The 26,003-nt window shown below is 50.6% G+C and carries 24 protein-coding genes; 16 read left to right on the top strand and 8 right to left on the bottom strand.

Annotated features, from left to right (window positions below; genetic code table 11):
* Nucleotides 1-37 precede the first annotated feature (37 nt).
* The 3 genes from phoP (at nucleotide 38) to AACH44_RS09505 (ending at nucleotide 3,440) form a co-directional block, all read left to right on the top strand.
* Complete coding sequence (phoP, locus tag AACH44_RS09515; protein WP_261847583.1) at nucleotides 38-727, top strand: two-component system response regulator PhoP; 690 nt, start codon at nucleotides 38-40, stop codon at nucleotides 725-727.
* Nucleotides 724-2,184, top strand: a complete 1,461-nt coding sequence (gene phoQ / locus AACH44_RS09510; protein ID WP_261847584.1) for a two-component system sensor histidine kinase PhoQ — start codon at nucleotides 724-726, stop codon at nucleotides 2,182-2,184. The genes phoP and phoQ overlap by 4 nt, the downstream gene beginning before the upstream one ends.
* Nucleotides 2,185-2,318: 134 nt before the next feature.
* Nucleotides 2,319-3,440 carry a cupin domain-containing protein gene (locus AACH44_RS09505; RefSeq protein ID WP_261847585.1) on the top strand — a complete coding sequence of 374 codons (1,122 nt, stop codon included), beginning with the start codon at nucleotides 2,319-2,321 and terminating at the stop codon, nucleotides 3,438-3,440.
* 77 nt (nucleotides 3,441-3,517) lie between these two features.
* Here AACH44_RS09505 and pepT read toward each other — a convergent pair whose 3' ends face one another.
* Complete coding sequence (pepT, locus tag AACH44_RS09500) at nucleotides 3,518-4,750, bottom strand: peptidase T (RefSeq protein ID WP_261847586.1); 1,233 nt, start codon at nucleotides 4,748-4,750, stop codon at nucleotides 3,518-3,520.
* Nucleotides 4,751-5,132: 382 nt separating this feature from the next.
* On the opposite strand from pepT, the gene potA reads away from it, so the two are divergent.
* From potA to AACH44_RS09470, 6 genes are all read left to right on the top strand, one after another.
* Nucleotides 5,133-6,254: a spermidine/putrescine ABC transporter ATP-binding protein PotA gene (gene potA / locus AACH44_RS09495; protein ID WP_261847587.1), complete on the top strand. Its 1,122-nt coding sequence runs from the start codon at nucleotides 5,133-5,135 to the stop codon at nucleotides 6,252-6,254.
* Nucleotides 6,238-7,098 carry a spermidine/putrescine ABC transporter permease PotB gene (gene potB, locus AACH44_RS09490; RefSeq protein ID WP_261847643.1) on the top strand — a complete coding sequence of 287 codons (861 nt, stop codon included), beginning with the start codon at nucleotides 6,238-6,240 and terminating at the stop codon, nucleotides 7,096-7,098. Before potA ends, potB begins: the two co-directional genes overlap by 17 nt.
* Nucleotides 7,095-7,871: a spermidine/putrescine ABC transporter permease PotC gene (potC, locus tag AACH44_RS09485; protein WP_261847588.1), complete on the top strand. Its 777-nt coding sequence runs from the start codon at nucleotides 7,095-7,097 to the stop codon at nucleotides 7,869-7,871. The genes potB and potC overlap by 4 nt, the downstream gene beginning before the upstream one ends.
* Nucleotides 7,872-7,959: 88 nt before the next feature.
* Nucleotides 7,960-9,003: a spermidine/putrescine ABC transporter substrate-binding protein PotD gene (potD, locus tag AACH44_RS09480; RefSeq protein ID WP_261847589.1), complete on the top strand. Its 1,044-nt coding sequence runs from the start codon at nucleotides 7,960-7,962 to the stop codon at nucleotides 9,001-9,003.
* 197 nt (nucleotides 9,004-9,200) lie between these two features.
* On the top strand, nucleotides 9,201-9,833 hold the full coding sequence (locus AACH44_RS09475) for a YbhB/YbcL family Raf kinase inhibitor-like protein (RefSeq protein WP_261847590.1): 633 nt from the start codon (nucleotides 9,201-9,203) through the stop codon (nucleotides 9,831-9,833).
* Nucleotides 9,830-10,696 carry a helix-turn-helix transcriptional regulator gene (locus AACH44_RS09470; protein ID WP_261847591.1) on the top strand — a complete coding sequence of 289 codons (867 nt, stop codon included), beginning with the start codon at nucleotides 9,830-9,832 and terminating at the stop codon, nucleotides 10,694-10,696. Before AACH44_RS09475 ends, AACH44_RS09470 begins: the two co-directional genes overlap by 4 nt.
* Nucleotides 10,697-10,814: 118 nt before the next feature.
* Here the strand turns inward: AACH44_RS09470 and prc are convergent, their stop codons facing one another.
* The 3 genes from prc to AACH44_RS09455 all read right to left on the bottom strand — a co-directional run bounded on the left by prc (nucleotide 10,815) and on the right by AACH44_RS09455 (nucleotide 14,214).
* Nucleotides 10,815-12,830, bottom strand: coding sequence for a carboxy terminal-processing peptidase (gene prc / locus AACH44_RS09465; protein WP_261847592.1), 2,016 nt, complete (start codon nucleotides 12,828-12,830; stop codon nucleotides 10,815-10,817).
* 19 nt (nucleotides 12,831-12,849) lie between these two features.
* Nucleotides 12,850-13,623, bottom strand: coding sequence for an RNA chaperone ProQ (gene proQ / locus AACH44_RS09460; protein ID WP_261847593.1), 774 nt, complete (start codon nucleotides 13,621-13,623; stop codon nucleotides 12,850-12,852).
* Nucleotides 13,624-13,707: 84 nt separating this feature from the next.
* Nucleotides 13,708-14,214, bottom strand: coding sequence for a GAF domain-containing protein (locus AACH44_RS09455; RefSeq protein WP_261847594.1), 507 nt, complete (start codon nucleotides 14,212-14,214; stop codon nucleotides 13,708-13,710).
* A gap of 293 nt (nucleotides 14,215-14,507) precedes the next feature.
* Between AACH44_RS09455 and yebS the strand changes: the two genes are divergently transcribed.
* The 5 genes from yebS to AACH44_RS09430 all read left to right on the top strand — a co-directional run bounded on the left by yebS (nucleotide 14,508) and on the right by AACH44_RS09430 (nucleotide 21,977).
* Complete coding sequence (yebS, locus tag AACH44_RS09450) at nucleotides 14,508-15,788, top strand: membrane integrity lipid transport subunit YebS (protein ID WP_261847595.1); 1,281 nt, start codon at nucleotides 14,508-14,510, stop codon at nucleotides 15,786-15,788.
* Nucleotides 15,789-15,790: 2 nt separating this feature from the next.
* A complete protein-coding gene (locus AACH44_RS09445) occupies nucleotides 15,791-18,433 on the top strand; it encodes a PqiB family protein (protein WP_261847596.1) in 2,643 nt (880 codons plus the stop codon).
* 125 nt (nucleotides 18,434-18,558) lie between these two features.
* Nucleotides 18,559-20,013: a 16S rRNA (cytosine(1407)-C(5))-methyltransferase RsmF gene (gene rsmF / locus AACH44_RS09440; RefSeq protein ID WP_261847597.1), complete on the top strand. Its 1,455-nt coding sequence runs from the start codon at nucleotides 18,559-18,561 to the stop codon at nucleotides 20,011-20,013.
* A 125-nt stretch (nucleotides 20,014-20,138) separates the two neighbouring features.
* A complete protein-coding gene (locus AACH44_RS09435) occupies nucleotides 20,139-20,330 on the top strand; it encodes a YebW family protein (RefSeq protein ID WP_261847598.1) in 192 nt (63 codons plus the stop codon).
* A 198-nt stretch (nucleotides 20,331-20,528) separates the two neighbouring features.
* Nucleotides 20,529-21,977: a tetratricopeptide repeat protein gene (locus AACH44_RS09430; protein WP_261847599.1), complete on the top strand. Its 1,449-nt coding sequence runs from the start codon at nucleotides 20,529-20,531 to the stop codon at nucleotides 21,975-21,977.
* 69 nt (nucleotides 21,978-22,046) lie between these two features.
* On the opposite strand, the gene AACH44_RS09425 is transcribed toward AACH44_RS09430, so the two are convergent.
* Nucleotides 22,047-22,742, bottom strand: a complete 696-nt coding sequence (locus AACH44_RS09425; RefSeq protein WP_261847600.1) for an extensin family protein — start codon at nucleotides 22,740-22,742, stop codon at nucleotides 22,047-22,049.
* Nucleotides 22,743-22,779: 37 nt separating this feature from the next.
* On the bottom strand, nucleotides 22,780-23,847 hold the full coding sequence (locus tag AACH44_RS09420; protein ID WP_338659578.1) for a malate/lactate/ureidoglycolate dehydrogenase: 1,068 nt from the start codon (nucleotides 23,845-23,847) through the stop codon (nucleotides 22,780-22,782).
* 205 nt (nucleotides 23,848-24,052) lie between these two features.
* On the opposite strand from AACH44_RS09420, the gene AACH44_RS09415 reads away from it, so the two are divergent.
* Entirely contained in the window at nucleotides 24,053-24,280 is a 228-nt protein-coding gene (locus AACH44_RS09415) for a YdgH/BhsA/McbA-like domain containing protein (RefSeq protein ID WP_261847602.1), read from the top strand.
* Between the two features lie 264 nt (nucleotides 24,281-24,544).
* A complete protein-coding gene (locus AACH44_RS09410; protein WP_261847603.1) occupies nucleotides 24,545-25,024 on the top strand; it encodes a hypothetical protein in 480 nt (159 codons plus the stop codon).
* 42 nt (nucleotides 25,025-25,066) lie between these two features.
* Here AACH44_RS09410 and AACH44_RS09405 read toward each other — a convergent pair whose 3' ends face one another.
* Both AACH44_RS09405 and cspE read right to left on the bottom strand, forming a co-directional pair.
* Nucleotides 25,067-25,213: a hypothetical protein gene (locus AACH44_RS09405; protein WP_261847604.1), complete on the bottom strand. Its 147-nt coding sequence runs from the start codon at nucleotides 25,211-25,213 to the stop codon at nucleotides 25,067-25,069.
* A gap of 283 nt (nucleotides 25,214-25,496) precedes the next feature.
* Nucleotides 25,497-25,709, bottom strand: coding sequence for a transcription antiterminator/RNA stability regulator CspE (gene cspE, locus AACH44_RS09400; protein ID WP_005967874.1), 213 nt, complete (start codon nucleotides 25,707-25,709; stop codon nucleotides 25,497-25,499).
* Between the last annotated feature and the right edge of the window lie 294 nt (nucleotides 25,710-26,003).

The raw sequence follows: 26,003 nt of genomic DNA, 5'->3' as shown, positions 1-26,003 counted from the left end.
TAAACATGGCCATTTCTACTCGACAGAGGATATAACAATGCGGATTCTGGTCGTTGAAGATAATGTATTACTACGCCATCATTTAACCGTTCAGATGAATGAAATGGGGCATCAGGTTGACGCAGCGTCTGACGCTAAAGAAGCGGATTATTTTCTGCATGAAAACATGCCAGACATTGCCATTGTCGACCTCGGGTTGCCCGATGAAGACGGTATGAGCATGATCCGTCGCTGGCGTGCCAATCAGGCCAAGCTCCCGATTTTGGTGCTGACCGCGCGTGAAGGCTGGCAGGACAAAGTTGCCGTACTGGAAGCGGGTGCGGATGACTACGTCACTAAACCCTTCCATATGGAAGAAGTTGTGGCACGTTTACAGGCGCTGATGAGACGCAACAGCGGATTGGCATCACAAATTATCAGCCTACCGCCCTTTGAGGTTGATTTGTCGCGCCGCGAGTTGGTGATCCACAGCACCCCCATCAAATTGACCGCGTTTGAATACACCATTATCGAGACGTTGATTCGCAACAAGGGTAAAGTCGTCAGCAAGGAGTCTTTGATGCTACAGCTGTATCCGGATGCAGAGTTGCGGGAAAGTCATACCATTGATGTGCTGATGGGGCGACTACGCAAGAAAATTCAACAGGCCGATGCGCCGGATGTGATCACCACCGTGCGTGGACAAGGATATCGTTTTGATATTGATACCCCCTCAGGCTCGGTATGAGCGATAACGATAAGAAGCTACCCTTTTCACTTCGCATTCGTTTTTTACTTGCGACAGCAGCCATTGTGCTGGCGTTGTCGCTGGCTTATGGCGTCGTCGCCATTATCGGTTATAGCGTCAACTTTGATAAAACGTCATTCCGCCTATTACGTGGCGAGAGCAACCTCTACTACAGTCTCGCACAGTGGCGCGACAACCAACTGACTATCGTTACGCCGCCCGACGTTGGCATCAACTTCCCCACTCTGGTGTTGATATACGATGAGCATGGCAACATGCTCTGGCGCGAAAAGCATTTCCCTGAGCTGGAAGCGCTAATAAAATCCGAATGGCTGAACAAAACGGCCTATCATGAATTAGATACCGACACCGATACCAGCAGCGCGGTCTTAACTGGCAATGCCTTACTGTTAAGCAGCCTACGCGCGCTGAATGGCGCGCAAAGTAATGCATTAACGCACTCCATCGCCGTAAACGTTTATCCGAAGACCGAGCATCTCCCCTCCATTACCATTGTGGTAGTCGACCGTATCCCACAGGAACTGCAACAGGAAGACGTCGTGTGGGAATGGTTCAGCTATGTGTTGATCGCCAACCTTCTTCTGGTGCTTCCCCTGCTGTGGCTGGGCGCTCACTGGAGCCTGCGTCCTATTCAGCATCTGGTAAAACAGATCGCCGAGCTGGAAAAAGGGACGCGCGATCAACTGGATGAAAACCCGCCGCGCGAATTGTTCAGCCTGGTAAAAAATCTGAATATTCTGCTGAATAACGAACGCCAGCGCTACCATAAGTACCGCACAACGCTCACCGATCTCACCCACAGTTTAAAAACGCCACTGGCGGTTTTACAGACCACGTTACGTGCGCTGCGAACCGGTAAAGAGATCACTATCGATCAGGCTGAGCCTATTATGCTGTCGCAGATCAGCCGTATCTCGCAGCAGATTGGCTATTACCTGCATCGTGCCAGCGTACGCGCCGAACATAATCTGCTGATACGCGAAGTCCACTCGGTTCCGGCATTACTGGATGGCTTATGTTCCGCGTTAAATAAAGTGTACCAGCGCAAGGGCGTAGTGTTGACGCTCGATATTCCGCCGGAGTTGACCTTCGTGGGCGAGAAGAATGACTTTATGGAAGTCATGGGCAATATCCTTGATAACGCCTGTAAGTACTGCCTGGAATTTGTCGAAATTAGCGTGCAACACTCCGATCACAAACTGCATCTGATTATCGATGACGATGGTCCTGGCATCCACGAAAGCAAGCGCGAAATGATCTTCCTACGTGGGCAACGCGCCGACCGTATGCGCCCCGGACAAGGTATCGGCCTTGCCGTTGCCGCCGAAATTATCGAACAATACCAGGGTGAGATCCTCATTAGCGACAGCGCACTGGGTGGTGCCCGAGTCGAAGCTATTTTCTCCCGCCAGAACCTTAGCCAGAATGAAGGGTGAAAGACGGTACAGCGCGCAATGCTTCCGCTATACTTATTGCCAACGTGTGAATTATTTTAACATATTGATTGTTTCACGAAAATCATGTCTTCAAGAACAGTCATTTCCTCAAAAACAAGTTTCTGGAAAACGGTATGGACTATCAGCTTAACCTCGACTGGCAGGATTTTTTAGCGAACTATTGGCAAAAGCGCCCGCTCCTGATTAAAGGCGGTTTCACACATTTTATCGACCCGATTTCACCTGACGAACTCGCGGGTCTGGCGTTGGAAAATGAGGTAGATAGCCGTCTGGTCAGCCATCAGAATGGGCGTTGGCAGGTGAGCCATGGTCCTTTCGAGAGCTACGATCATCTGGGGGAAAGTAATTGGTCGCTGCTGGTACAGGCCGTCGACCACTGGCATGAACCCTCTTCCGCTCTGATGCAACCATTTAGACCGTTGCCAGACTGGCGTACCGACGATTTGATGATTTCATTTTCGGTTCCCGGTGGAGGTGTCGGACCGCACCTAGATCAATATGATGTTTTCATCATTCAGGGGACGGGGCGTCGCCGCTGGCGCATCGGTGAAAAAATACCGATGAAGCAGCACTGCCCACATCCAGACCTGCTTCAGGTTGAACCGTTTGAGGCGATTATTGATGAAGAACTGGAACCGGGCGATATCGTGTACATTCCGCCGGGCTTCCCGCATGAAGGCTATTCACTGGAGAATTCGCTGAATTATTCGGTCGGGTTCCGCGCACCGAACGCTCGCGAACTGGTTAGCGGCTTTGCCGATTATGTACTTTCCCGTGAGCTCGGTAGCTATCGTTACAGCGATCCCAATATTCCCTCCCGTGAACATGTCGCCAGCGTGCTGCCGCAAGAGCTGGATGCGCTGCAAAAAATGATGCTAGATCTGGTGCAACAACCGGAGCATTTCCAGAACTGGTTTGGTGAATTTATTTCCCAGTCTCGTCATGAACTCGATCTCTCACCACCGGAACCGCCTTATCAGGTGGGTGAAGTCTATGATTACCTGCAACAAGGTGAACCGCTGCGTCGTTTAGGCGGCTTGCGAGTCATCTGTGTTGGGGATAACTGCTTCGTTAACGGAGAGAAAGTGAACAGCACGCACCAGGCGGCACTGTTTGCGTTGGCTGAGCACCTGACTATTGATGCGGAACAGCTGGGCAATGCACTGGAAGACCCATCTTTCCTCGCGCAGCTTACCGTGTTGATTAACAGCGGTTACTGGTACTTTGCAGATTAAGGCAAACGAAGCTCATCGTTCGTGCAAAGATAAGGCGGGAAGTTCCCGCCTTATTCGTCGATGCAAAGTGGGTACACTTACGGCTTCGCGCGCAGCGCCGTCAGTTCAGCAATGCGCATAATCACAGACACCGCCTTTTCCATCCCTTCCAGCGTGACAAATTCATGTTTACCATGATAGTTGTAGCCGCCGGTAAACAGATTGGGGCACGGTAGTCCCAGAAATGACAGATGTGCGCCGTCTGTGCCACCGCGAATCGGCTTCATGTTAGGTTCAATATCGCAATCTCGCATCGCCTGCTGTGCCAACGCGATAATGTGCGGGTGCTGTTCAACCTGCTCACGCATGTTGTAATAGGTATCGGTAATCGTGACTTCAATATAGCAATCTGGATGCAGTCCTTCGCCGACCTTTTCAGCAATATCCAACATCACCTGCTTACGCCGCTCAAAACCATTACGGTCAAAATCCCTGACGATGTAGTGCAAGTCTGCCCGTTCTACAGAACCTTTTATCGTGTGGAGATGATAGAACCCTTGATAGCCGTCCGTCTGCTCCGGCGACTCATTCTCCGGCACATGCTGATGATAGCGAGAGGCCAACGTCAACGCATTGACCATCACACCTTTGGCACTACCGGGATGCACATTGTTGCCTACGATTTTTATCTGAACCGATGCAGCATTAAAATTCTCATACTCCAGCTCACCGACACCACCACCATCTACGGTATAAGCCCACTGTGCGTTAAACGTTTTGACATCAAAAAACTGCGCGCCCTTGCCAATTTCTTCATCGGGCGTAAAGGCAATACGAATATCCCCGTGCGGTAGCTGACTTTTTTTCAGCCGTACCAACGCGGTAATAATCTCAGCGATCCCCGCTTTATCATCTGCCCCTAGCAGCGTTTTGCCATCGGTGGTAATCAGCGTGTGCCCCAGTAGCTGGTGCAGAACTGGGAACATGACGGGTGACAGCACTTCATCTCCCATCCCCAACGCAATATCGCCACCGCGATAGTTTTCCAGAATCTGCGGATTCACATTTTTGCCGCTAAAATCCGGTGACGTATCCATGTGTGAAATAAAGCCAATGGCCGGTACTGGCCAGGCGACATTCGCCGGAAGTGTCGCCGTCAGGCAACCTTGTTTACTCAATGCAATCTGTTCAAATCCCAGTTCGAGCAGTTCCTGCTGCAACGCTCGCGCCAGTTTTAACTGACCGTCGCTGCTCGGCACCTGCCGAACACCGGATTTAGACTGTGTATCAAATGAAACGTAATTCAAAAATCTGTCGAGTAATTTATCCATCTTATTTATGCCCCCTGAACCCTGAAAAGCATTATGGATAGGGCTACCACGGTAGATATTGCGTCAGGTCAGTTTTTTCCCGATTTAACAAACCGTCAGACCATAATTCTGACCAAAAAGCAGCGACCACGTCACGAAGAACATCCAAAACAAGCAACAACTACATAACAACAGAGAGACATCTGAGCCAATCCATTGATTAAATCACCACCGTTTGCTCACTAATCGGCAGGATGCAGGACTACACAAGTTGGCGTTAGGCAACGTTTCCCGTAAAATGCCGCACTTAATTGCACACGCTGTCTGAAAGGTGATAACCCTTGGTACGATCGCAACGGAAATGCCGTTGATTGGCCAAATCAGGAAATAGAGCTAGACCTTAATGAAAGAAAACACTCTGGCTGTGCCGGTCATTGAATTGATCAACGTCCATAAAGGCTTTGATGGCAAAGACATCATTTCACATTTTAATCTCACCATTAATAACGGTGAGTTTCTGACGATCCTCGGCCCATCTGGCTGCGGAAAAACCACGGTACTGCGCCTGATTGCCGGTCTGGAAACGGTCGATAGCGGTAATGTCATGCTGGAAAAACAGGATATTACTCATCAACCTGCCGAGCAGCGGCACGTGAATACCGTGTTTCAAAGTTATGCCCTGTTTCCACATCTCACCGTGTTTGAAAACGTGGCGTTTGGCCTGCGCATGCAGAAAACGCCTGCCGCAGAGATTGCCCCTCGCGTGATTGACGCGCTGAAAATGGTGCAATTGGAAGATCTGGCGCAGCGTCGCCCGCATCAGTTGTCCGGCGGCCAGCAACAGCGCGTTGCCATCGCTCGCGCCGTCGTTAACCAGCCGAAAGTGCTGCTGCTGGATGAATCCCTGTCCGCGCTCGATTATAAACTGCGTAAGCAGATGCAGAATGAATTGAAAGCGCTGCAACGTAAGCTGGGTATCACTTTTATTTTCGTCACGCACGATCAGGAAGAAGCGCTGACCATGTCTGACCGCATTGTGGTAATGCGCGATGGACGCATCGAGCAAGATGGAACGCCGCGTGAAATCTACGAAGAACCGAAAAATCTGTTCGTCGCCAGTTTTATCGGTGAAATCAATATCTTTGATGCCATCGTACTAGAACCGCTGGACGAACAGCGGGTTCGCGCACAGGTTGAAGGCCACGAATGCATTATCACCGTCAGCGTTCCAGTCAACGTCGGCCAACACCTCAACGTGCTGCTGCGGCCGGAAGATTTACGCGTCGAAGAACTGGGCGATGGTATGCCAGCGGAAGGGATGGTGGGCTATGTGCGTGAGCGCAACTATAAAGGCATGACGCTGGAATCCAACATTGAGCTGGAAAACGGCAAGATGGTCATGGTCAGCGAATTCTTTAATGAAGACGATCCCGACGTCGACCATTCACTCAACCAGAAAGTAGACGTCACCTGGGTGGAAAGTTGGGAGGTCGTCCTGCACGATGAAGATGAAGAAGTCGCGTAAACGCTTTCAAAACATCATTATTAGCCTCATCGTTGCCTGGCTGGTGCTGTTTGTTTTCCTGCCCAACCTGATGATCATCGGCACCAGTTTTCTGACGCGCGATGACACCCATTTCGTCAGTCTGGTCTTTACGCTGGAAAACTACACGCGACTGGCCGATCCACTTTATGCTTCTGTCCTATTGCATTCGCTGAACATGGCCGTGATCGCCACACTCTGCTGTCTGCTGCTCGGCTATCCGTTTGCCTTTATTCTGGCGCGCTTACCGAAAAAAATTCAGCCGCTGATGCTGTTCCTACTGATTGTGCCATTTTGGACTAACTCGCTAATCCGCATTTACGGTCTGAAAATCTTTCTGAGTACGCGCGGTCATCTGAATGAGTTTCTGCTCTGGACGGGCCTGATTGATACGCCGCTGCGGATTATGTATACCTCCGAAGCAGTGATTCTCGGTCTGATTTATATCCTGCTGCCGTTTATGGTGCTGCCACTCTACTCCAGCATTGAAAAGCTCGATAAATCCTACCTTGAAGCCGCCCGCGATTTGGGTGCCAATCAATGGCAAACCTTCATTCGCGTGGTAATCCCGCTAACTATGCCGGGAATTATTGCCGGATGCCTGCTGGTTCTACTGCCCGCCATGGGATTATTTTTCGTTGCCGATTTGATGGGCGGAGCCAAGAATTTGCTGATCGGTAACGTGATTAAAAGCCAGTTTCTCAATATCCGCGATTGGCCGTTTGGTGCCGCCACCAGCATCTGTCTGACGCTGGTCATGGGCGTGCTGCTGTTTATCTACTACCGCACAGCCCGCCTGCTGAATAAAAAGGGAGAGCTGGAATGACTGGACGCTTAATCCGCGGTGGATTTATGTTCATCATTTATGCTTACCTATACATTCCGATCATTATTCTGATCGTGAATTCCTTTAATCAGGCGCGCTTCGGCATCAACTGGCAGGGATTTACGCTGGACTGGTATCGGCTGCTGATGAACAACGACAGCCTGCTTCAGGCTGCACAGCACTCGCTGACGATGGCGGTGTTTTCCGCGACGTTCGCCACGTTGATGGGTTCCCTGACGGCTGTCGCGCTGTATCGGTATCGTTTTCGCGGCAAGCCTTTTGTCGGCGGTATGCTGTTCGTGGTGATGATGTCGCCGGATATCGTGATGGCGATATCGCTGCTGGTACTCTTCATGTTGTTGGGCATATCACTCGGGTTTTGGTCGCTGCTGTTTTCCCACATCACGTTCTGCCTGCCCTTTGTGGTGGTCACCGTTTACTCACGTCTGAAAGGTTTCGACGTGCGAATGTTGGAAGCCGCACGCGACTTAGGTGCCAGTGAAGTGATTATTCTGCGCAAAATCATTCTACCGCTAGCGATGCCAGCCGTAGCGGCCAGTTGGCTGCTCAGCTTTACGCTGTCGATGGATGATGTGGTAGTGTCCTCGTTTGTCACTGGCCCTGCGTATGAAATTCTGCCGTTGAAGATTTACTCGATGGTGAAGGTCGGCGTCTCCCCTGAAGTCAATGCGCTGGCAACGATTTTGCTGATTCTGTCACTCGTACTGGTGCTCAGTAGCCAGCTGATTTTACGCGACCGCACCGGAAAATAAGGTTGCGGCTAACGTCATTCACATCTGATTTTCATGCCCGCTGAAAACAACGGGTATTTCCTTTGGGACCTGTAAGGAGGTAAACATAATGAAAAAGTGGCCACACCTACTGGCAGCCTGCGCGCTAGCGTTTGGCATCAACACCGCCAACGCCAACGACGGTAAAACGCTCTATTTCTACAACTGGACCGAATACGTCCCACCGGGTCTGTTGGAACAGTTCACTAAAGAAACGGGCATCAAGGTGATTTACTCCACCTATGAATCCAATGAGAGTATGTATGCCAAGCTGAAAACCTATAAGGACGGTGCCTACGATCTGGTCGTGCCATCGACCTATTTCATCGCCAAGATGAGTAAAGAAGGCATGCTGCAAAAAATTGATACCAGCAAGCTGAGCAACTTCCATAATCTCGATCCGAACCTGCTGCACAAATCCTTCGACCCGAACAATGACTACTCGATTCCCTATATCTGGGGCGCAACGGCGATTGGTATTAATCATGAGGTGATTGACCCCGCCAGCGTCACCGGTTGGGCCGATCTGTGGGATAAGAAATATAAAGACAGCCTGCTCCTGACGGATGATGCGCGTGAAGTGTTCCAAATCGCCCTGCGTAAGCTGGGTTACTCCGCGAACACCACCGACCCCAAAGAGATTGAGGCGGCCTATAAAGAGCTGCAAACCCTGATGCCAAACGTGCTGACGTTCAATTCGGACAACCCCGGCAACCCATTCATCGAAGGCGAAGTTAATCTGGGCATGGTGTGGAACGGTTCTGCTTATGTTGCGAGTCAGGCGGGGACACCGCTGGATGTCATTTGGCCGAAAGAAGGCGGCATCTTCTGGATGGACAGTCTGGCGATTCCGGCCAACGCCAAAAATGTTGACGGTGCGATGAAGCTGATCGATTTCCTGCTGCGCCCTGAAGTGGCAGCACAGGTTGCGGAAACCATCGGCTACCCGACGCCGAATCTGGCAGCGAAAAAATTACTGCCACCTGAAGTTTCAGGGGACAAAACGCTGTACCCAGATGATGAAACCATCGCGAAAGGCGAATGGCAGAACGACGTCGGCAGCGCCAACACGCTGTATGAAACCTACTTCCAGCAGCTAAAAGCGGGTCGTTAATCGCGCACGCTATCGCGATGTGCATCGGCACAATCACAGAGGCTTCCCTTATCGGAAGCCATTTTTTTAGCAAAAATATCTCAACCCCTCAAATTGACAGCTAAAAGCATTATCCTGACGGTATTAGGAAAATAATTGCGTGCGGCTTCTTCTATAATAATTCCACCCCCATCAGAATCACGCTAAGGAGCACCACCATGCTGCAACTCTCCAGCCACAGTTTTCAGGACGGCGAAACTATCCCGGGCGAATTTGCCTTTGCCGTACCAGATGCAAACAACCACATTGCGCTGTCTTCTAACCACAATCCCCACCTTGTCTGGCACGGCGCGCCCGAAGGGACACAGTCTTTCGTGTTGATCTGCCACGACCCGGATGTACCCAGTCGCGGTGACGATGTGAATCAGGAAGGCCGCGAGGTGAGCGCCTCTCTGCCCCGTGTCGATTTCTACCATTGGCTATTGTTGGATATTCCCGCCAGCGTCAGCGAAATCGCCGCCGCCTCGCATTCCACTAGCATTACTCCGCGCGGCAAAGCAGGCCCAGATGCACCAACAGGATTCCGACACGGTATTAATGACTACACAGCCTGGTTCGCCAGCGATGAGCAGATGAAAGGCACCTACTATGGTTATGATGGCCCTTGCCCACCATGGAACGATGCGCTCGTCCACCATTACATCTTCACACTTTACGCTCTCGCGACACCGTCTTTAACAATAGAAGGTGAGATTAACGGGGCGAGTGTCCGCGCCGCATTGGCTCATGCGCCCGTATTGACGGAGGCGAAACTCACCGGGTTGTATACGTTGAATCCTCAATTGTTATGACTGTGGTCACTCTGCGCCCTGCTTCTCCACCTTTCATTGCAACGGTGGACTGGCGCTTGCCGTCAGGCCAGCCGCTCCAGCGGTATGGCCTGTGTGCGTTAGCCCAGCCTCATCTGCGCACTCCGCAGCAGACAACGCGTTTCCATTTTTATGAGGCCACGCTTCTGCTGGTTCTCTCTGGTCAATTAACCATTCTTGAGCAGGATAAAGCGACGGTTATCGACACGTCGTCTCAACTTTGCCTGATTACGCCGGATGCCAGTGCCGATTTGATGAAAATGCCCGGTGGCCATGATGCTGTTTTCCGGTCGATCTTTCTGACGTTTTCACCCACGCTTCTGACGCGTTTTTATCTCCGCTATCCTGATGAATTAGCGACAGAAGAACGTCAGAACCCCTTCACGTCTGTCTCATTGGATGACGACCTCCGTGGTACATTGCAGCGTCTGGTTGAAGGGATTACAGACAACACGCTCAATGAATCGCGTCTCGACCTCCGACTGATGGATATGCTGCTGGTACTGTCAGAACGAGGATATCGTTTTGGCGCGCCACCACAACCCGGCGTGACAGTTCAGCTACGTGCGCTTATCAGCGAGGAGCCGGCGCGCCACTGGACCGCACAGTCTGCTGGGCGTGTGCTGGCGATGAGCGAAGCCACGCTGCACCGTAGGTTGTCTGCCGAGCAGACGCGTTTTGAAATCTTGTTGCTGGAGACGCGGATGCAGCACGCGATGATGTTGGTACAGACAACGTCATGGAGTATGCAACGTCTGGCTGAGGCCTGCGGGTATAAATCCTCTGCGCGTTTTTCCGAACGGTTTAAAACCCGTTTTGGTTGTTCACCCACCAAGATTCGTTAATTCGTCATTGACGACACAACACTGTCATCGGCCACATCTAAAACAAAGCGCCCTGTCAGATAAACTAACAGGGCGCTTAAGGAACGATTCAAAAGATAATCGGAACAACGTTGGCGTATTACTCTTTCTGTTCTTGCGCCAAATCGTTAGCGATTTTTACCGTTTCATCGAGATAAGGATCGGGCGCCTGATAATCTTTCGGCAAATCTTCCAGCGATTTGAGGGGTTTCTTACCCTCTCGCGCCAGTCGATCGTTAATCCGGTTCAGACGCAACGCTTCATCATCGTCATTCTCTTTCTCACGCTGGGCAAGATTGAGCGATACGAAATTGCGTTTATCCTTCATCGCGTTGTAGCGGGCAATATCCTGCGCAACAAATTGGAACTCAGGATCTTTGGCGATGCGCTCCTGATGGTGCTCATGCAGTCTGCTAATCAGCGCCTTCAAATCGCCGCTCTTTATGTAGTTGGCTGCTTTGATGCTGTCCCACGGTAACGCGTTATCTTCAAACTTCTCGCCGGTATCTACCGTCTCGGTGCCCGTTGGCATCATCACTTCAGGCGTCACGCCTTTCATCTGCGTACTGCCACCGTCAATGCGATAGAACTTCTGGATCGTGTATTGTACGGAACCCAGCGCAGGCCAGTCAGGGCGCAACATCTGATCGTAAATCCGATTCAGCGAGCGATACTGCTGTACGGTGCCTTTACCAAACGTCGGTTCACCCACGATCAGCGCACGACCGTAATCCTGCATCGCTGCGGCGAAGATCTCGGAAGCAGAAGCACTGAAGCGATCGACCAGCACCACCAGTGGACCTTTGTAATAAACAATGCCGTCAGTGTCGCTGTCTTCACGCACCTTACCATTATTATCACGCACTTGAACCACAGGGCCGCTTGGAATAAACAGACCAGAAAGCCCTACCGCTTCCGTCAACGCTCCGCCGCCGTTAGTCCGCAGGTCAATCACAATACTGCTGACGTTCTGTTTTTCCAGTTTTTGGAGCTGAACTTTGACGTCATCCGTCAGACCGACATAGAAACCGGGGATATCCAGCACGCCGACTTTATCTTTGCCGACCGTTTTGACGGACATTTTAACCGCACGATCTTCGAGACGGATACGTTCACGCGTTAGCGTGACAATGCGGGTTTTCGTCCCCTTGCCAGTAGGCAAGATTTCCAGACGCACCTTACTGCCTTTCGGCCCTTTGATCAGCGCGACCACATCGTCCAGACGCCAGCCGATAACATCCACCATCGGTTTACCGCTTTGGCCTACACCGACCACACGGTCACCGACGGTAATGTTTTTACTCTTCGCGGCCGGCCCCCCGGGCACCATCGAATTAATCATGGTGTAGTCATCATCCATCTGCAACACGGCGCCAATCCCTTCGAGCGATAGGCTCATTTCGGTATTGAATTGCTCAGTGTTACGCGGTGACAGGTAGCTGGTGTGCGGGTCAATTTCACGCGCAAAGGCGTTCATGACGAGTTGGAAAACATCTTCGCTGTTGCTCTGCGCCAAACGGCGAATCGCAAACTGGTAACGCTTGGTCAGCGTCTCTTTGATGTCTTTATCATCTTTACCGGTCAGTTTCAGGCTGAGCCAGTCATATTTTACCTTGGCATCCCACAGACGGTTAAGTTCCCCCGCGTTTTGTGGCCAAGGCGCTTTGCTGCGATCGAGCTCAAACGTCTCATTCCCCGTCAGATCGACCGGTTTATCCAGCAGCGACAGAGCATATTGGAAACGTTCAAACCGACGTTTCTGCGCCAGATTGTACAACGCATACGGAACATCCAGTTGGCCGGATTTCAACGCGTCGCCTAATTGGTTCTTTTGCCCGGAAAACTGCGCTACATCCGAGGCCAACAACACATTGTGGCTGTAGTCCAGCATGTTGAGGTAGCGGTTAAAAATTTTCTCAGAGAACGATGCATCCAGCATAAACTGGCGATAATGCGAACGCAGGAAACGTGAGGCCACCCTGTCGCTAACGGTGGCATGTTGAGGCTCCTGATGGAGCTGAGGGATCTGCTCAACACGCGTAATATTTTCATTTGCAAAACTAGAGCCCGCCAGCAGTAAGCCTGCAATGGCGGTTATTTTGACTAAGTTGTTCATGCCCAGGTTGGCCTCCGTATCAGAACTGCAAGTGTTCTGCGCGTACAATCATTGCCAGTCCAGAAGCCAATTGTACTCTGACTTCGCCTTTGGCAATTTCAAGCACGGTGGCATCCATGGCGTCTTTGCCGGCTCTGACTTTGATTTCCTGACCGATTTGCAGTTTGGAAACATCCGTAACCGCAACCCGCTGACGCTCATTGCTGGCAGGTTTTGCCTGACGCGGTTGAGCATTCGCTGATTGCTGAGAAGAGGACTGAGATTGGCCGGAAGAAGACTGGCGTGGTTTACGCGATGCGCTGTTTTGAGATGGATTGTTTCGAGATGCACCGTTTCGGGATGCGTCGTTTGAAGCATCACGACGCGGCGCACGTCTCTGAGCAGGACGAGGAGTACGCACTGCATCTGCCGTCTCTCCGGCTGCTTCGCGTTTTTTCGCCTGCTGCTCAGCACGCTGAGCTTGAACTCGCGCTTTCGCTTCTTCCAACTGTGTGCGGGCATGATCAACATGCTGCTGTTCCAACTCGCCACACGGGTTACCGTCCAGATCGACACGTTGAGCACCCAATTTTACACCGTACAGATACCGCCAGCTTGAAGTATAAAGACGCAGCGCAGAGCGTAATTGCGTCTTACTGACGTTATCGGATTCCGGTACTCGCTCAACAAGATCTTGAAAAATACCGATTTTTAACGGACGAGTTTCACCTTCTGTGGTGAAACAAAGCGGGAACCGCTCTGCCAAAAAGGCAATGACTTCTTTACTACTGTTCAACTTAGGTTGATTTTCCATGAAATTTCCTGATTACAACGGGTTTGCCAACCGGCGCAGGCATGAACAGGCGTCATTATAATGACGCCATCGGCAATTGCCACGTTAACCTTGTATCAACGAGAGAGAATTGATGAATGTTGTCACATCACTCGCTTCCAGTTGAGCACAAAGTACGCTCACCACAGCCTTCAGCCCTTCTTCATCCTCCGCGTCAAAACGTTGATAAAGGGTACTGTCAATATCCAGAACGCCAATCCGTTGCCCATTAACGACAAGCGGTAGCACGATTTCAGCATTACTCGCGGCATCACAGGCAATATGACCGGGAAACGCATGAACATCATCCACGCGCTGAATGCGATTTTCAGCTATCGCCGCACCGCACACACCTTTGCCAACCGGAATACGTACACAGGCAACCTTACCCTGAAACGGTCCCAGGAAAAGCGTGTCGTTATCCAACAGGTAAAACCCTGCCCAGTTAACCCCATCCAAACGCTCAAACAGCAGCGCACTACTGTTTGACAAAATCGTAATAAAACGGTTTTCATCCGCAATAAGCGATGACAGATCGCGAATGAGATCCTGATAAAATGCTTGTTTATTCATACTGGTTTATTCATAAAATATATTGTTGTCTTTTCAAAACAGTGCGGACAATTCCCACACAGGCTGCATTAGCATCGGCTACAGAATGCCATAAGATGAGCGCCTTCGCGCGAAGAATCATCTGTTTTACGGTATCGTTGTCGTGCATATCGTGCTATTTCCATCGGTAAAATCACATCGGTCAGAGATCATATCCTTTTATGAATTTATCATTCAGTTACACTGAGTGGCTGTGAATACGTTATCCATTGGGAATAACAGGGTTCGATACCTTCTACCGGATCGCAGGAACGATGAAAATATATAATATAACCCGCCCTGCGCCATTTTCTTCTGCCCGCCCACCGCTAACCGGTGGCGCAAAAAGCACCGCGTCCGCCGTAGAGCGCTATCATCGCTGCCCGGAATGCGATGCAGTTTTTACGCTGCCACAGTTGAAGCGGAACCAGACAGCAAACTGCCCACGCTGTGATGCAAAAGTCAGTTCAGGCAGAGACTGGGCCATTTCCCGGCTTGCTGCAATGGCCGTCGCGATGCTGGTACTCATGCCGTTTGCCTTCACCGAACCGTTGATCAGCATTCGCCTGCTGGGTGTCACCATCAATGCCAGCCTGTTTGAAGGCATTTGGCAAATCACCCGGCAAGGACACCCGCTCACAGCAAGTATGGTCGCCTTTTGTACCGTTGGTGCACCGCTAACGTTAGTTTTTTCGCTGTTATACCTGTTTTTTGCCCCTCGCATCGGTATGAACCTGCGCCCCATTCTGCTGATGTTACAACGGCTAAAAGAGTGGATGATGTTGGATATCTATCTGGTTGGTATGGCGGTCGCCGCGATCAAAGTCCGTGAATTCGCGGATGTTCAGGCGGGTATCGGGCTGGTTGCCTTTCTGGCGCTGATGATCTTAAACCTGTTGACGCTGATCCACTTAAATACCGACCAACTCTGGCAGCGCTTTTATCCACGCCTGAGGCCGCTAATTTCCCCAGATCGCTACCGAATCTGCCTTTCCTGCCATTTCACCAGCTCGCCCGACAACCGGGGACGGTGTCCCCGTTGCCATATTCCGCTTCGTTTGCGCCAGCGTCAGAGCTTGCAGAAATCCTGGGCGGCGCTGATTGCCTCTATAATTTTACTGTTACCCGCTAACCTGCTGCCCATATCGATTATTTATGTCAACGGCGCACGCACAGAGGATACGATCTTTTCCGGTATTCTTTCGCTTGCATCAGGCAATATTCCGATCGCCATGGTGGTTTTCATCGCCAGTATTCTGGTGCCGTTGACTAAGGTTATTGTACTGTTCGGCCTGCTGGTTAGCATTCATGTCCAGTCGGAAGGCAATATAATGATGCGTATGAAGCTGCTACGCATTATCCGTTGGATCGGCCGCTGGTCCATGCTCGACTTATTTGTGATTGCCCTGACGATGTCGCTCGTCAACCGTGATCAACTCCTCGCTTTCACCATGGGGCCTGCTGCTTTTTACTTTGGCGCGGCGGTGATTCTCACTATCCTTGCCGTTGAATGGCTGGATAGCCGACTGATGTGGGACAACACTGATGTGGAATAACAATGCAAGATAATACGTCTGGGACACCAACCGAAGCGACCGTGAAAAACAAGCGTCGCCTATCGCCATTTTGGCTGCTGCCGCTGATTGCACTAATGATTGCTGGTTGGCTGATTTACACCAATCAGCAGGAGCGCGGGGCGACAGTCACCATTGATTTCGTCTCAGCTGACGGCATTGTCGCCGGGCGCACCCCCGTGCGCTATCAGGGCGTCGAAGTCGGCACCGTGCAAAATGTTAAGCTGAGCGAAGACCTGCGCACCATACAGGTTGAAACCAGTATCAAAAGCGATATGAAGGAAGCGTTGCGCAGCGGCACGCAATTTTGGCTGGTCACACCCAAAGCCTCTCTCGCCGGGGTTTCAGGGCTAGATGCGCTGGTGGGCGGTAATTACATCGGCATGATGCCCGGTCCCGGTGAGGCACAGGAACACTTTTCCGCGCTGGATACGCAGCCCAAATACCGCGTGAATACCGGAGAATTGCTGATTCATCTCCACGCCGACGATCTCGGATCATTGAATACAGGTTCGCTGGTTTACTACCGTAAAATTCCGGTGGGGAAAGTCTACGATTACACCGTTTCTCAGGATCGTCGCGGTGTGATGATTGACGTGCTGGTCGAACGCCGTTTCACCCATTTGGTAAAAAAGAATAGCCGTTTCTGGAATGTGTCCGGCTTTAATGCTGACATCAGCGTCAGCGGTGCAAAAATTGAGATGGAGAATCTGGCAGCGCTGGTCAATGGTGCAATTGCCTTCGACTCGCCAGAAGAGAGCGAGGATGCGAACGCCGAGCAATCCTATCGTCTCTATCCCGATCTGGCTCAAAGTCAGCGTGGGGTGAAAATTACGCTGGATTTACCTTCCGGTGACAGCTTATCCGAAGGCCATACTCCGCTGATGTATCAAGGATTAGAAGTGGGTACGCTGAATAAAGTCACGTTGAATCCAGACGACAGCAAAGTCAGCGGAGAATTGATCATCGATCCTTCCGTGGTATCGCTGATGCGAGAAGGCACGCGTATTGAACTCAGCAAACCCCAGCTTTCGCTCAGCGATCTGAATGTGTCACGTCTGCTAAGTGGCCCAACGCTGACGTTACTCCCCGGCGAAGGCGAACCGCGCCAGCATTTTGAGGTGCTGGATCGAGGGCAACAACAACTCTCACAGCCCGGAGCGCTTTCTATTCAGCTCACTGCGACACAAAGCTATGGCATTGATAGCGGTCAGCCCATACTGCTGCACGGCGTACAAATCGGCCAGGTCGTGAAACGTACCTTAGACGACCAAGGGGTCAGCTTCATTTTGGTGATCGAACCGCGCTATCGTCAGCTACTACACCGCGACAGCAAATTCATCGTTAACAGCCGAGTGAACGTGAAGATGGGGCTGGATGGGATTCAAGTGCTGGGTGCCAGTGCACAAGAATGGGTCAGCGGCGGCATTCAGGTTTTACCGGGCAGCAAAGGTGACGTTCAGGCACGTTACCCGCTGTTCAGCGATCTCGAAAAAGCCGAAGAAGGTATTCGCGGTGCCACTCCCTCACCGACCCTCACCTTGGTCACCGACAGTTTACCGGATATTCAGGACGGCTCTATCGTGCTGTATCGTAAATTCCAGGTAGGCGAAATCATGCGGGTGCGACCCAAGGCGGATATCTTTGAAGTCGAGGTTTATATCCGTCCAGAACACCGCAAGCTGTTGACAGAAAACAGCGTATTTTGGGCTGAAGGTGGCGCCCGCGTGCAGTTGAACACCTCAGGTTTAACGGTGCAGGCCTCACCATTGAATCGCGCACTTAAAGGGGCGATCAGCTTCGATAATCTGGAAGGCGCACCGGAAATTAAAGGCGGTAAGCGTGTACTGTACAATAACGAAACCGCCGCGCGCGCCGTGGGTAGCCGTATCATCCTGCGTACCTACGACGCCAGCAAACTCGCACCGGGTATGCCGATTCGTTATTTGGGCATCGATATCGGCCAGTTGGATTCGCTGAAGTTGTCCGAACAGCGTAATGAAGTGCTGGTGCAGGCGGTGCTCTACCCTGAATACGTGCGTAATTTCGCTCGTTCCGGGGCACGTTTTTCCGTCGTCACACCAGAAATTTCCGCCGCCGGTGTGAATCATCTGGAAACGCTATTCCAGCCTTATATTAACGTCGAACCGGGTAACGGTAGCGTGACGCGTAATTTTGAGCTGCAACAAGCGACTATCTCTGATTCCCGTTATCAGGACGGTCTGAATATCAGCGTTGATGCGCCAGAAGCGGGGGCGCTACAGGTTGGCACACCGGTTCTGTTCCGAGGCATCGAGGTGGGAACGGTGACAGGGCTGTCGTTAGGCACGCTTTCCGATCGTATCGCCGTGTCGCTGCGCATTAGCAAACGCTATCAGCATCTGGTACGCGACAATTCCGTCTTCTGGCAAGCTTCTGGCTACAATCTGGAATTCGGACTGGTTGGCGGCGTCATTAAGAGCGGCACCTTCCAGCAGTTTATTCGCGGTGGTATCGCCTTCGCCACGCCCCCTAGCACACCACTCGCCCCTAAGGCACAGGAAGGAAAGCACTTCTTGCTGAGGAACGAAGAACCTAAAGAGTGGCGGCAATGGGGTACGGCAATCCCAAATCCCCCGAGTAATTAGCATTCAGCACCTAACAGGGCGGCGGTTGTCGCCCTGTCGTTTTCACGCTATCGATGAAAGATCCGTGCTACACTTCGCCGCTCCTTTCCCCTCGTTTTACTGAATAACTGGTACGGAACCACGTCGTGGCAAAATTTACCCCAGCCAATCTGCCTACTGAATTTCTCGACACTATGCGGGATGTTATGCCTTCATCACTTTCGATGGAGGATTTCATTGCCGCCTGCCAACGCCCACTGCGCCGAAGCATCCGCGTCAATACGCTAAAAATCAGCGTTGATGCCTTTCTACAGCTCGTGCAACCTTATGGCTGGCAGCTTGAACCGATTCCCTGGTGCCAGGAAGGTTTCTGGCTACTGAACGCGGAAGAGGAAAATACGCGGTTAGGCAATACATTGGAGCACCTGAGCGGGCTATTCTACATTCAGGAAGCCAGCTCAATGCTGCCCGTCAGTGCTCTGTTTCATCGTAATGATGCGTTGGGAACTATTTTGGATGTGGCTGCTGCGCCAGGTTCCAAAACGACGCAGATCGCAGCCCGACTGAATAACGAAGGTGCCATCGTTGCCAACGAATACTCAGCCAGCCGGGTAAAAGTGCTGCATGCCAACATCAGCCGCTGCGGCGTCAGCAATACCGCGATTACGCACTTCGATGGGCGCGTTTTCGGCGCAGCGCTGCCGGAATATTTTGATGCGATACTGCTGGATGCCCCGTGTTCAGGGGAAGGCGTGGTGCGTAAAGATCCGGCGGCGATGAGCCACTGGTCGCAAGAGAGTATTCTCGACATTGCCACTACACAGCGCGATCTGATTCTGAGTGCATTTCATGCCTTGAAGCCCGGCGGGGTGATGATTTATTCCACCTGTACGCTGAACAGACAGGAAAATCAGCAGGTCTGTCATTGGTTACGAGCGCAATTCCCTGATGCCTGCGAGTTTGAGCCGTTAGACGGTCTCTTCATCGATGCAGAACGCGCCACAACGGAAGAAGGTTTTTTGCACGTCTTCCCACAGATTTATGACAGTGAAGGCTTCTTTGTTGCCCGCTTACGTAAAACCGCTAGCGTGCCACCGCTGCCGCGACCGGGTTATAAAGTCGGTAAATTCCCGTTCTCTCCCGTCGCGCCCAAAGATTGCACGTTGCTCACCCAGGCTGCACGTAAGCAGGGTATTCACTGGGATGAGACATTGCTCCAACTGTGGCAGCGTGATAGCGAGATTTGGCTCTTCCCTACGGCGCTGACTTCCGCTTTTGGCAATATTAAATTCTCGCGGATTGGTATTAAACTCGCTGAACGTTTCCCTAAAGGTTTCCGCTGGCAACATGAAGCGATTGTCGCGCTGGCCGATCCGAACGCAGACAATGCCTACGCACTGAACGATCGTATCGCCTGTGAATGGTTTCAGGGTAAAGACGCTTACCCAGAGCCGCTCCCTACAGCAGATGAAGTGATTTTAACCTACCAAAACACGCCCGTTGGTCTGGCAAAACGCATCAGCAGCCGGATAAAAAACAGCCTGCCGCGCGATTTAGTTCGGGATGGCGCCTCTTCCGCACAGCCCCCTGCTAACGAATAAATGCGCTTTCTGCATCAGGTGGCGATAAAACCACCTGATGAGCCGCTCAGCCTCCCTGTCCTTACTGATTTTCATCTACAATTACCCTGACAGATAGAGAAACTCAGTAATATCTGGAGAGCGACATGTTTGCGTTAGTGATATTTGTTTGTTATCTCGGGCATGGCTGTGACGATTTGGTCGTCGGTGCCTACAACACCGAAGCGCAGTGTCTACAAGCGATGGACGAACAGCGTCTGCGTCGCGCGGGATGCTTCCCCATTGAAGCGTATATTGATGGCTTCTGGGTTCCTGCCCAAGAGTACGCTGATTTCTAATTCTCTCATCGGCACGCGCTACCAATCCTTCATCTGATTATCTATTCCTATTATTGCCCAATTAATATATTAGTTAATTGATTATATTAGAGTTTAGGTTCACTATTCCCAGCGGTTTGGTCTTCTGCTAGCGAAACCATGCCGTATGGTTTGTTCATCAGGGCTTCTATTTAATACTTATCACGTGACGGATTACACATGACCTCATTATCAATACCCTCATTACTATTATGGGCGACACTGGGATGCGCCTTATACACCACCCCCGCTTTTTCCGGTAAATTCGACAACAAAACTTTCACTGAAGTGCAGACATTAGCCAATCAAAACGATGCTGAAGCACAGAACGCTCTGGGTGACAGGTATTATGATGGCGAAGATGTAAAACAGGATTATCAGCAGGCAGTCAGTTGGTATCAGAAAGCAGCCGCACAGAACAATCCTGATGCCCAATACAGCCTTGGCTATATGTTTGATAAGGGAAAAAGCGTTCAGCAGGATTATGCTCAAGCCGTCATCTGGTACACCAAAGCGGCCGAACAGGGCGATGCCTGGGCACAAAACAATTTGGCTTACTTGTATGAAACTGGAAAAGGTGTTCCACAAGATTATGCGCAAGCAAGGGTCTGGTACACCAAGGCCGCCGAACAAAACCATTCCCACGCGCAAACAAATTTGGGCGATCTGTACTACGACGGAAACAGTGTGCCGCAAGATTACGCGCAAGCAAAAATTTGGTATATCAAGGCCGCCGAGCAAAATTATGCCCGAGCTCAAGCTAATCTGGGCTATTTATATCAACACGGGAAAGGCGTTCCACAAGATTACACTCAAGCTGCGATCTGGTACACCAAGGCTGCCGAGCAGGAAAACGCCACGGCACAAAATAATCTGGGCGATCTGTATTACAACGGAAACGGTGTTCCACAGGATTATGCTCAAGCAAGAGTCTGGTACATCAAGGCCGCCGAACAAAATTATGCCCGAGCTCAGACTAATCTGGGCTATTTATATGAAAACGGGAAAGGCGTTCCACAAGATTATTCTCAAGCCCTAGCCTGGTATACCAAAGCGGCAGCACAAGAAAACGCCGATGCACAAACCAATCTTGGCTATTTGTATGAAACAGGGAAAGGCGTTCAGCAAAATTATGCTCAAGCCATCGCGTGGTATCGAAAGGCCTCTGAACAAGGACAATTCCATGCACAATACAATCTGGGGGTCGCTTATGATAAGGGAAAAGGGGTCAAGAAAGATCCCGTCCAGGCCGTAATCTGGTACACCAAATCCGCCGAACAGGGTTATGCCTGGGCACAATTCAATCTCGGTGTAGTTTATTACAATGGACAAGGTGTTAAGAAGGATAATACTCAAGCTATAGCCTGGTATACCAAAGCGGCGGAACAAAACTTACCGAATGCGCAATATAATCTTGGCCTTATGTATTATGAGGGAGAAGGAATTCCTCAAGATAATACGTTAGCCCATATCTGGTTTTCGATTGCGCTGGCAAACGGGAAAAGTGAGGCATACCAAAAGGTCATGGCACTCACACTAAAAATGAAGCCCGAAGAATTACTGAAGTCACATAATAAACTCACCGAGTTTAGAGAAAAATTCTCAATACCTGACCCCGTTATTCCCTAATAGGTTATCGCAAAATATCGATCAGGGTGGTGATGCTATCGCCCTCACCTCATTTTCAACGTCACTTCCTCATCGACATACACCAAAACCGCGCATACCAAAGTGAAAGTGATTAGCGTGCGCGGCGTTATATTCCGGCCCCAGAGCGTTGCCGAAAAAACGACAGCTTTCACTGAATATGGTGCGTAAATAGCTGCCGCGATCGTCCGTGGCCGACCACTGATTCAGGACGCTAACCTGTCGGCCATCAGAGAGGCGAAAAGCGGCGATATCCCACGCCTCTGCCGTTGCATGTTCACTCAGACGCCCTTCTGGCCTGTGATACACATTTCGGCAGGCATAGCTGCCCATATGGTCGATACGCGCCAGTGATGTACCAAGAGATTGCGCCTGCGGCACCGCGACCTGCGTCACAAACATGGTGCTACTCAGCGCCAGCGGGCAACTGGCGAGAAAACTGGAACTCAGCGTGACCGCGCCAAAACTTTGCACCCGAACAGGCGATGCTACCGAGCATTGCCCACGAATAGCATTGGCCTCGGAAAATCGCAGCCGTCCGTTTTCCTGTGCCTGCTTTAACACCGCCAAACAGGCGTCAGGATCGCTGGCGACAGACTTCATTTTTAGTCGAGTAATAAACGTGGGTGGATCATCGACAGACAGCGGAGAAAAAGGATCGTAACCGGGTGGAAGCTGGCGTTGAACCCAGGGTGCCAAGGCAATTAGCGTCCCCAGCATCGCAGCAAATAGTAACCATCCCCGCATCAGTATCCCCCCCCGGTTATTTTTTTCCTGAACAATATTATGCTATTAATGCAAATTCGGCCGGATTCATCCCCAGTGATATCCCCGCTTCGACGATTTTCTGCCACTCCTGATCGGACAGATAAATACCGTCAGCGCGGCGTTGCACCTGAGACAAATTCTCTGGCTCACCGGCGATTAAAATAGGCTGCGTCGGATCGGGAGCCGTTGAAGAACGGACGTAGTCCAGCATGGCATCATATTCTTTTTGCAACCACGCCATGGAAACCATGCTGGTGGGATCGATGACAATCGTCGTCATGTTATTCACTATCGCTCCCTGACGTGTATTCTCTGGCTGAATAGTTCCGCCACCGGAAAGCAGCCCGGCCAGCATTTCAGCCGCTAAAATCAACCCGCCGCCTTTATGTTTCGCAATCGGCTTTAACGCACCGTGTTTTTCGCCTTCCCACATAACTTTCGGGTCGTTAGTGGAAACACCGTTGCAATCCAGCATCACCTCTTCATCAAACGTTTTGCCTGCCAGATACGCAACGCGGGTTTTCCCCAGCGCCACCACGCTGGTGGCAAAATCCAGAACAAAAGCCGCATTGTGCTCTGTCGGCGGGAATGCAATACAGATCGGGTTTGTTCCGAAGCGCGCTTCACTGCCACACCAGGGAGCCACGATCGGGTAAAGATCGTTAACATTGACAAAGTGTATCGAAACAAGCCCGGCGTCTGCCGCCATTTCCCCATAGGTGCCGATGCGCCCCAAGTGACAGGTCGACGACAGGGTCATTAAACACACGCCCGTCGTTTTCACCCGCTCAATAGCCGCCTGCATCGCTTCTTTACCCGTGCGCTGACCAAAACCACGATCGCCCGTAAATTGCAGCACAGCCCCACTGTCACGCAGTAAACGCGCCGGCGTATTCGGGTGCATAATCCCTTTTCTGATGAACGCTACATAGTGCGGCAGCATCCCTACGCCATGGCTGTCATGCCCTTTTAGGTTAGCGGCCACAAGGTGTTCAGTGACAATACGGGCTTCATTTTCTTCACATCCTGCTTTCTGCAATACGCTTTGCATCGTCGCCATCAGACGATTAGCTGAAATCTGCATATCTCTTCCCTTTATCTACTTGATTTATTGTTCACAGATTTCATCCTACTGCGGAACAGGAATGAATGGCACAACGAATAACGAACAATATTTTTGAAAAAGAATAGCAAATCTCTCTGATATTCATTACCGGAGTATGGCGCTATCATTTTTCACATCAAGGCAAACCACCTAATTAACACAATAAACCGTGAAGGAATGAATCATGAAAAGCATCAAAAATTTTATCGCAGTTGTCGCTCTTTCAACGTTATCTTTCGGCGCTTTTGCTGCACAAGAAATCGCGACCGTCTCCATTAGCGGGGCACAATCGTTAGATTCTTTCGAAGCTCAGGTCGCTCAAAAAGCCCAAAAAGCGGGTGCATCGTCATACCGCATCGTTTCTGCTACCGGTCGCGACCAGCTACATGGCACCGCGATTCTGTATAAATAATTCACACCAGACGTCAGGGAGCCTCAGGGCTCCTCTGTCGCATTATTCGCAACAATAATCCCACCTGACGTTTCTGCACTTCATCCCTTTGTGGCGAAAATATCAACAAATCAAGTAATATGCCAATCAGTGCAATTGTTTTAACCGTCTGGTGAAGAAGAGTTCTCAGCAGTACCATCCCAGAATTGTAAGACGTATGCCTCGATGACTGGCATACATAGGGTTGCCTGCTTATCGGGTATAAATAATATGGACTTTATTTAAATGAAAAAGACATCGCGTTTTCTTCTGGCGTTTGCTGGATTATTGGCTTCCGTTACGGCTTATTCCGCCACAGCGCCCTCAAGCACTGAGGTACCACGGATACCAGCCATCAAACTGATCAATACCCCAGACAACCACTCGGCCTTCGTCACTGGCAGTGTGCCAGCACTGGAAAAAATCACCGCACAGAAATTTTGGCTCAGTCACTCCACCGAAGACTGGGAGATGAACGTTCATCCAGCACCGCGCAAACAGTATGTCATCACACTGAAAGGCACGTTGAAATTCAGGGTCAGCGATGGTTCAACGTTCCTGCTTTCTCCTGGAACGGTCTTGATCGCTGCCGATACGCAGGGTGAAGGACATAGTTGGGAGATGGTTGAAGGCACTGAATGGGTCAGGATTTATATTCCGATTGTGGAAGATAGCGATTATTTCACCCCCAACTCATCGGTCGCAGTGGCACCTAAAACACACTAATTCTTCGCAGCAAATTGGCGACAGAAATCTGTCGCCAACTTATTAATCCTTATTCGCATCAAACGGATCATCGACATCATCCTTGCTGTCATCACGCTTACGAGGAATCTCTCCCTGATCTTTCGGTGCATCTTTTGCTGGATGATCGTTTTCATCCTTATGTTTGCCGCCTGCATTTTTTTCTGTCATCGCTTCCTCCTATCACATCGTGTTCTATAAATTTAGTCGATAGTCAGTAAAACGAGAAATAACCTCGCAAAGAAACACGGTATGATAAAAAAACAATGCGCAATTGAACGAATAGTTCGGTGACTCCCGCAAACGTAAAGTATAAAAATCCCTTAGCCATTCAAGATACTATATAAACAAAAAACCCCCAGCTTTATGCTAGGGGTTCTTAGTGCTCTTCTTGGCTGCTCCGGTTTAAACCATCATCGCTATCGCAAGAGAAACATCAATTCAATTTGGCTTATTACAGCGCAACAACGTTGCCAGCTGATGGGCCTTTCTGACCATTTTCAATGGTGAACTCAACCTTTTGGCCTTCGTCCAGAGTTTTGAAATCGTTGCTCTGAATAGCAGAAAAATGTACGAATACATCTTTGCTACCGTTGTCAGGAGTAATGAAACCAAAACCTTTACCAGCGTCAAACCATTTTACTAAACCAGTCATTTTGTTAGACATAGAAATTACCTTAATTTTTATAGCGCCTTCCGGCAAATAGGGCCTGTGCACAGAATTTAATTAGCAACAATAAGGAGGCTCAAAAGAAGGGATATCTATGGATAACACTTTGAAATGAGAACTGCTTTACTAAACTGCTTTTTAGGTCTGCGAATCAAACCGACGAGCTATTAACGCATGGATGAAAATCTTTAGCAAGCATTTATTTTAAAAGTGTTTAAAAACCAATGACAATCCTGCAACTCCCCGTCATCCTTAACAGGTGCAGTGCCTTTAAAAGACACAGTACCTGAT

Origin of the sequence: Pectobacterium araliae, assembly GCF_037076465.1 — a bacterium.
Taxonomy (GTDB): Bacteria; Pseudomonadota; Gammaproteobacteria; order Enterobacterales; family Enterobacteriaceae; genus Pectobacterium; species Pectobacterium araliae.
Note: the sequence above shows the minus strand (reverse complement) of the source record. Positions and strands in the feature narration are given on the sequence as shown.